The following is a 7,191-nucleotide window of genomic DNA, read 5'->3' as shown; positions in this document are numbered from 1 at the left end:
GTGCTGGGCCCCGGCAGCCTGATCGGCGAGATGGGCCTGGTCGACGGCCAGGCGCGGCTGGCGTCATGCACTGCCAGCAGCGACGTGAGCTGCGCCGTGCTGTCGCGCGCAGCGCTTGAAAAAATGGGGGAAGAGCAACCGGTGACTGCGGCCAAACTGATGTTTGCCGTTTCACTGCGCATCGCCGAACGGCTGCGCGACACCAGCGAAAAACTCAAGATGTACAGCCAGCTGGTACAAGCCATGCAGCAGGAAATCGACCGGCTGATGCCGGGCTGATTTCCGTCTGGCAGAAAAGCGGGGAAGGCGCCAGGCTGGCCGCCCCCTTCGACTTAGTCGAGCTTGATTTTGGCGACCTTGATCAGGCGTCCATAGTCGGCATGCTCTTTCATCACCATGTAGGCAAAGTCGGCAGAGCTCATGGGGCTGGGGGTCGCGCTCATGCGTGCAAACTTTTCCGCGGTGTCGGGCGTGTTGAGCGCGTCGGCGAATGCCCGCTGAAGCTGGTCTGCCGTAGCTTTGGGAAGGTTGGCCGGGCCAAAGATGCCGAACCAGGTGCTGATGTGAAAGCCGGGCAATACGTCGTTGATGGTCGGAATTTCCGTAAAGCTGCTGGAGCGGTTGATGGTGGTCACGCCAAAAGCGACCAGCTTGCCCGACTTGATGTTGGCGCTGGCAGAGGCCAGGTTGTCGAACATCAGGTCGGTCTGGCCCGACAGCAGGCCAGCCTGCGCCTGCGCCGAGCCGCTGGAAGGCAGGTGCACCACGCTGATCTTGGCCAGGCTTTTGAACAGCTCGCCCGCGAGGTGGCCGGCGCTTCCATTGCCGCCGGAGGCATAGTTCAGCCGGCCGGGATTCTTGCGTGCGTAGGCAATCAAGTCCTTGGTGTCCTTGATTTTCAGCCGCCTGGCTGTTTCGGCATTCATGACCAGCACGTTCGGCACACGGGCCACCAACGTGATGGGCGTGAAGTCCTTCAATGCGTCATAGGGCATGTTCGGGTAGAGCCACGGGTTGATGGCATGTGTGGCCACCGCCCCCATCACCAGCGTATGGCCGTCTGCAGGCGCCTTGGCGACGAGGGCCGCACCCACGTTTCCGCCGGACCCCGGCCGGTTGTCAACCGTGACTTCGGTTTTGAGCAGGGGACGCAGCTTCTCGGCCAGGATGCGCGCAGCGTTGTCCAGCGGGCCGCCGGCTGGATAGGGCACGACGATCGTCACCGGTTTTTGGGGCGACAGTTGTGCATGGCCTGCGAAAGCCGTCATCGCCAACGTGAATGCCGCTGCGGCCTTGATGAATAAACCCACCTTCATGATTTCCTTGGTTGTGTTGTGTTGCGTTGTTTTGCCGAACCATCAACGCTGCAGGGCGCAGCGCCGGAGAATGAAAACAGGGTTCGGCAAAAGGGCCTGACTATAGCCGCGAAATATGACTTTTCGGGACATCGCCGGGCACGTCATCTCATATGCATACTTATTAAGTACACGTGCATCAGGGAACCGGCTTTTTCGGCCAGCCGACGGCATCACCCGGAAGTGATGCAGGGCAGCGCTGCCCTCAGGCGGCCTCTTTGTAGAAGGCGCCACGCTGCAAGGAGCGGCTGGCGACCGGGGCGACCGCGTGGGCGATGGCACCTATGTGATCCGGCGTGGTGCCGCAGCAACCGCCCACGATGTTGACAAGGCCTTCCTCGGCGAACTCGCGCAGCAGGCGGGACGTTACGTCGGGCGTTTCGTCAAAGCCGGTGTCGCTCATGGGGTTGGGCAGGCCGGCATTGGGGTAGCAGCTGATGAAGGTGTCTCCGGCCACGCGGGCCAGCTCCTGGATGTAGGGGCGCATCAGGGTGGCGCCCAGTGCGCAGTTGAGGCCGACTGCCAGTGGTGCGGCATGGCGCACGCTGTGCCAGAAGGCCGTCACGGTTTGCCCGCTCAGGATGCGGCCCGAAGCGTCGGTCACGGTGCCGCTGATGATCAGGGGCAGGCGCTCGCCGGAGTTGTCGAAGTATTCGTCAATGGCAAACAGCGCCGCCTTGGCATTGAGCGTGTCGAAGATGGTCTCGACCAGCAGTACGTCGCTGCCGCCCTTGACCAGTGCCTCGGTCTGTTCGTAGTACGCCTTGCGCAACTCCTCGAAACTGGTGTTGCGCGCGCCCGGGTCGTTCACGTCGGGGCTGATGCTCGCCGTCTTGGGCGTAGGGCCAAGGGCGCCGACGACAAAACGCGGCTTGTCGGGCGTCGAATACTTGTCGCAGGCGGCACGGGCGATGCGGGCCGACTCGTAATTCATCTCGACGGCCAGGTCGGCCATGTCGTAGTCGGCCTGCGCCACGGTAGTCGCGCCGAAGGTGTTGGTTTCAATCATGTCGGCGCCCGCAGCCAGGTAGCCCTCATGGATGTCCTGGATCACGTCGGGGCGCGTCAGGCTCAGCAACTCGTTGTTGCCCTTCACGTCTTTGTGAAAATTCCTGAAGCGTTCGCCCCGGTACTGGGCCTCGTTGAGCTTGAAGCGCTGGATCATTGTGCCCATCGCACCGTCAAGGATGGCGATACGTTGTTCCAGGATGGCCGGCAGCTGCTGCCCGCGTGTGTAGATGATTGGCTTCATGCTCCGATTTTAAGGCGCGGCAGCTTTTTCAGCAGACTTCGACGGGTTCTCTTCAACCAGCAAGGGCCGCGGAACCGGCTTTGCCGGGCCGCAGGCGCAGCGCCCCCTTGGGGGCAGGGAGCTACACGCAGTGAGCGACCGTGGGGGCGCCATCAGCCACAATAGGGGTATTGCCCTGAACATGAAAAACTTTCAACCCAAAGAAGCCTGGTCCTGGCTGCAGGCACATCCTGACGCACTGTTTGTGGACGTGCGCATGGAGATCGAGTCGCTGTACGTCGGCCGCCCCCCAGGCGTGGTCAACGTGCCGTGGTACGAATACCCCGACCTGCAGCCGGACCCGCAAAAGTTCGCCGACGCCGTGGCGCGCGAAGCTGCCGGCAAGGCGCAGCCGGTGCTGCTGATTTGCCGATCCGGCAAGCGCACGCTGGACGCCGGCAAGGCACTGGAAGCGGCCGGTTTTTCTGATGTGCAGCATGTGGTGCATGGCTTTGAAGGTGAGCTCGACGAACAGTTCCAACGCTCCACGCTCTCGGGCTGGCGGTTTGATGGCTTGCCCTGGGAGCAGATGTAGCCGGTTTTTTACTGCTATTTATGCATTAAACAGGCTCGCAGCTTTATTCCACCAGCGCAAGCAGCTACTATTTTCATAGCACCCCTCTTCATCGTTTCGATTTTCCGGCTTAAAACCTTGTCTTCATTGCCCATTTCTGCGCCTTTGCCGACACCCCTGGACGTGCTCAGCCGGGTTTTTGGCTATGACAGCTTCCGCGGGCCGCAGGAGGCCATCGTGGACCATGTGGTTCGCGGCGGCGATGCCCTGGTGCTAATGCCCACCGGCGGAGGCAAATCACTGTGCTACCAGATCCCGGCCATCGTGCGGCAAAACGCCGGCCACGGGGTCACGGTGGTGATCTCGCCGCTGATTGCGCTGATGCATGACCAGGTGGGCGCCCTGCATGAGGCCGGCGTGTCCGCCGCATTTTTAAACTCGACGCAAAGCTTTGAAGAAAGCAGCCAGCTTGAAAAGCAATTGCTGCGCAATGAACTGACGCTGCTTTATGCCGCGCCCGAGCGCATCAACACCCCGCGCATGAAAGGCCTGCTCGGCTCCCTGCATGAACGCGGCCTGCTCAGCCTGTTTGCGATTGACGAAGCGCATTGCGTGAGCCAGTGGGGTCATGACTTCCGGCCCGAATACCGGTCCTTGAGCCTGTTGCACGAAACCTTCCCGAACGTGCCGCGTATTGCCCTGACGGCGACCGCGGATGCGCTGACACGGCAGGACATGATTGAGCGGCTCAAGCTGGAAGACGCACGCGCATTCGTCAGCAGCTTTGACCGGCCGAACATCCGCTACACCATCGTCGAAAAAACCGACGCCACGCGCCAACTGCTGCGATTCATTGAAAGCGAACACGCCGGAGAAGCCGGCATTGTGTATTGCCAGTCACGCAAACGCGTGGAGGAAATTGCCGAAGCCCTGCAGGATGCCGGTCTCAAGGCCATGGCCTACCACGCGGGTCTGGACAGTGCCCTGCGCCAACAGCGGCAAGACCGCTTCCTGCGCGAGGAAGGCACGGTGATGGTCGCGACGATTGCCTTCGGCATGGGCATTGACAAACCCGACGTGCGTTTTGTCGCCCACCTGGACATGCCGAAAAACATCGAAGGCTACTACCAGGAAACAGGCCGCGCCGGCCGCGACGGCCTCCCGGCCAATGCCTGGATGACGTACGGCCTGCAGGACGTGGTGAACCAGCGCCGCATGATAGACACCAGCGAAGCCGCCAGCGAAGAGTTCAAGCAGGTCATGCGCGGCAAGCTAGATGCCTTGTTGACGCTGGCTGAAGACACGCGTTGCCGGCGTGTCAGCCTGCTGCATTACTTCGGCGAAGACAGTCAGCCTTGCGGTAACTGCGACAACTGCCTGCAGCCGCCGGTGGTATGGGACGCGACCGAAGCCGCGCGCAAGATGCTCAGCTGCATCTACCGCGTGCAGCAGGCCAGCGGCATCAGCTTTGGCGCAGGCCACCTGATGGACATCCTGCGCGGCAAGGCGACCGAAAAAGTATTGCAGTACGGCCACGACAAGCTCAGCACCTTCGGCATTGGCGCCGACCTGTCCGAAGTGCAGTGGCGTGGCGTGTTACGCCAATTGATCGCCAAGGGCATGGTGCGGGTCGACCCCGATGCGTTCAACACGTTGCAGCTGTTGCCTGATGCACGCCAGGTGCTCAAGGGCGAAGTCAGCGTGATGCTGCGCGAGCAGTCGGCCGGCGCCAGTGAACGGCGCAAAGGCAGCTCCAAAAAAGGCACCAAGACCTCCGCCAAAGGCATGGCCGAAGCCTCGCTCAATGCCGGCGCGCTGGAGCGYCTGGCCCGCCTGAAGGCCTGGCGCGCCGAAGTCGCCCGCGAACACAATCTGCCCGCCTTCGTGATCTTTCATGATGCAACCTTGCGAGCCATTGCAGAACGCGCGCCGCAAGGCATTTCCGACCTCGAGGGCATCAGTGGTATCGGCGTCAAAAAACTTGAGGCCTACGGGGCAGAGGTGCTGCGCGTCTGCGCCGGGGCGGACTAGGCCCTTGCAAGCCGATGGCCGATTCCCGTGCGGTGCCGGCCGCCCGGCTGCTTAAGCTGCGCCAGACGTATTGCGGATTTCGACGCTGTCTATGGCGGCCCGCGCAGGGCGCTGCGGTGTCAACAACCCGCGTACCAGGCCAGCGGCGTTAAAGCACCACGACACGACCGAGAACACAGCCTTGGTGGCGCTGCGCTTTCGCCATGTCATCAACAGGAGAGGTGCCGCTGCAATGCAGGAGAAGGCCCCGATGCGCGCTGTCCACGGCATGGGAACCACCAGAACAGCGAGCAACACTGCCCACCACATCAGTACGGCAGCATACAGGCGCAATTCGCGCACCCGCGTGAGCACCAGCCCCAGGTGCGACTCGCCCCAGGCCGCGCGCAGCACTTCGCCCAGGCCGCAGATGTAGCGGCTGCGCCAGCGCCGCACCAGCAACTGATAGGGAGGCGCATCGTGGCCATGGTGCCGCACGGAATCGGTGCCCAGGCGCCACAGTTTCCAGCCCCTGGCATGCAGGCGCATCGCCAGGTCGAACTCTTCATAGCTGTGCAGGTTGCGGTCTGAAAAATACCCGGCCTGCTCCACCGCGGCCCTGCGGTACAGGCCGCCCATGTCCAGCCGGTCCACCATGCCTGCCTGCATATGGCCCAGACCCCGCTCCACACGCGCCACATATTCCAGGCTGCTGGTGTTCAACTCAACAACCTGCCCTCCCACGCCGGCCACGTCGGGGTGCGCCTGCATGAAGGCCAGCGCCTGCGGCAAAAACCCGGGCAGCATTTCCATGTCGCCATCCAGGATGTACACAAATTCGCCCGCCGAATGCTGGTACCCCAGCTGCGGACCGATGCCGCAGCAACGTTCATCGGCGCGTGCCAGCTGCACGATGCGGATGGGATAGGCAGACGCCAGCGCTACGGTGCGGTCGCTGGAGCAGGAATCGGCGAGCACGACCTCGCCACCGACCATCCGGACGGCCGCCAGCGCACTTTCTACCGCGGCCACAATGCGCTTTTCTTCGTTCAGGGCCTTGATGACGATGCTGACCGTGCAAGGCGTTTCGCTGGCTTCAGGAAGCATCGTCACGGCTCCTCAAAATAATGCGGGCCGGCACACCCACGGCAAGGGCTCCGGCGGGGACGTCCGTGATCACCACGGCATTGGCACCAATGTCGACGTCGTCCCCGATCCGTACAGCCCCCAGGATCTTCGCGCCGGCGCCGATATTGACGCGGTTGCCGATGTGCGGCGCCTCGAGCGGCCTGTCGATACGCTGGTTGCCGATGGTGACGCCCTGGCGGATGATGCAGTCGTCCCCGATCACGGCGCGGCCATGCACCACAATCGCACCGGAATGCTCAATCACCAGGCGCCGCCCAATTTGGGCCGAGACACCTATCGTGACGCCGCAAAACATTTCAGCCAGTTTGGCCAGCACCAGGTGCACGGCACCCAGCGGATAACGCACCAACCTGGACTGAAACCGGTAGCGCAGGTGCCCCAGCCGGTACACCTGCAATGCCCAGAAGCCCAGGGACAGGACGCCTTCCTGCGCCACCCGCAAGTCTTCAAGAAAAGCCATTGTTATTGAGCTTTCGTAACATGCATCAAGACGTGAAACCCCTCCCCCGGCCGCAGGCTCCAACGGAGACCGCTCGGGTTTGGGGGATGAAGTCCGCGGCAAGTCCATCAGAACCCGACAAAAGCCGGAGCAGAAAATTCAGCCCTTGCGGAAATGCGGCGCAAGATTCGTACCAATGGACTCACCCGGAACTTGCCTGGCTGCGGTACCACCGGCGCAAGCAAACTGTCAGAAGGCCATTGTGCCGGGGATGATTGGGGTTCCCTGTCAGCCGTATTCCCGCATAAGGTTATGCATCTTTCGCCGTGGTTTGTCTTGGCCTCGTAAGGGCTTGCCCTGAGAGGTACCCGCCATAGTTGGGCTAGCATCCGCCATTGGCATGGTTCGTGCTGATGTCGACCTACTTATTGAC

Annotated in this window: 7 protein-coding genes; 3 read left to right on the top strand and 4 right to left on the bottom strand. The window is 62.3% G+C overall.

Annotation, left to right across the window (positions count from 1 at the left end):
• Positions 1 to 279 (top strand): cyclic nucleotide-binding domain-containing protein (locus tag AC1DWI_RS09500; RefSeq protein ID WP_477724734.1); only part of this gene is annotated, 279 nt, incomplete at its 5' end.
• Between the two features lie 53 nt (positions 280 to 332).
• Here the strand turns inward: AC1DWI_RS09500 and AC1DWI_RS09495 are convergent.
• Together AC1DWI_RS09495 and AC1DWI_RS09490 are read right to left on the bottom strand one after the other, a co-directional pair.
• Positions 333 to 1,316: a Bug family tripartite tricarboxylate transporter substrate binding protein gene (locus AC1DWI_RS09495; RefSeq protein ID WP_457281759.1), complete on the bottom strand. Its 984-nt coding sequence runs from the start codon at positions 1,314 to 1,316 to the stop codon at positions 333 to 335.
• A gap of 244 nt (positions 1,317 to 1,560) precedes the next feature.
• Positions 1,561 to 2,607 carry a homocysteine S-methyltransferase family protein gene (locus tag AC1DWI_RS09490; RefSeq protein ID WP_477670306.1) on the bottom strand — a complete coding sequence of 349 codons (1,047 nt, stop codon included), beginning with the start codon at positions 2,605 to 2,607 and terminating at the stop codon, positions 1,561 to 1,563.
• Between the two features lie 181 nt (positions 2,608 to 2,788).
• On the opposite strand from AC1DWI_RS09490, the gene AC1DWI_RS09485 reads away from it, so the two are divergent.
• Positions 2,789 to 3,181 carry a rhodanese-like domain-containing protein gene (locus AC1DWI_RS09485; protein ID WP_477670307.1) on the top strand — a complete coding sequence of 131 codons (393 nt, stop codon included), beginning with the start codon at positions 2,789 to 2,791 and terminating at the stop codon, positions 3,179 to 3,181.
• A gap of 117 nt (positions 3,182 to 3,298) precedes the next feature.
• The gene (gene recQ, locus AC1DWI_RS09480) at positions 3,299 to 5,191 is read left to right on the top strand and encodes a DNA helicase RecQ (protein WP_477670308.1); all 1,893 of its coding nucleotides are present in this window, start codon (positions 3,299 to 3,301) and stop codon (positions 5,189 to 5,191) included.
• Positions 5,192 to 5,242: 51 nt separating this feature from the next.
• On the opposite strand, the gene AC1DWI_RS09475 is transcribed toward recQ, so the two are convergent.
• Positions 5,243 to 6,277, bottom strand: a complete 1,035-nt coding sequence (locus tag AC1DWI_RS09475) for a glycosyltransferase family 2 protein (RefSeq protein ID WP_477670309.1) — start codon at positions 6,275 to 6,277, stop codon at positions 5,243 to 5,245.
• Positions 6,267 to 6,779 carry a serine O-acetyltransferase gene (locus AC1DWI_RS09470; RefSeq protein WP_457281764.1) on the bottom strand — a complete coding sequence of 171 codons (513 nt, stop codon included), beginning with the start codon at positions 6,777 to 6,779 and terminating at the stop codon, positions 6,267 to 6,269. The genes AC1DWI_RS09475 and AC1DWI_RS09470 overlap by 11 nt, the downstream gene beginning before the upstream one ends.
• Positions 6,780 to 7,191: the final 412 nt, after the last annotated feature.

Source organism: Polaromonas sp. P3_C2 (assembly GCF_056402675.1).
This window is presented reverse-complemented; position numbering and strand designations above follow the sequence as displayed.

Coding starts and splice junctions, on each gene's coding strand:
- AC1DWI_RS09490 (WP_477670306.1), bottom strand. CDS start 2,607: ATGAAGCCAATCATCTACACACGCGGGCAGCAGCTGCCGGCCATCCTG.
- AC1DWI_RS09470 (WP_457281764.1), bottom strand. CDS start 6,779: ATGGCTTTTCTTGAAGACTTGCGGGTGGCGCAGGAAGGCGTCCTGTCC.
- AC1DWI_RS09495 (WP_457281759.1), bottom strand. CDS start 1,316: ATGAAGGTGGGTTTATTCATCAAGGCCGCAGCGGCATTCACGTTGGCG.
- AC1DWI_RS09485 (WP_477670307.1), top strand. CDS start 2,789: ATGAAAAACTTTCAACCCAAAGAAGCCTGGTCCTGGCTGCAGGCACAT.
- AC1DWI_RS09475 (WP_477670309.1), bottom strand. CDS start 6,277: ATGCTTCCTGAAGCCAGCGAAACGCCTTGCACGGTCAGCATCGTCATC.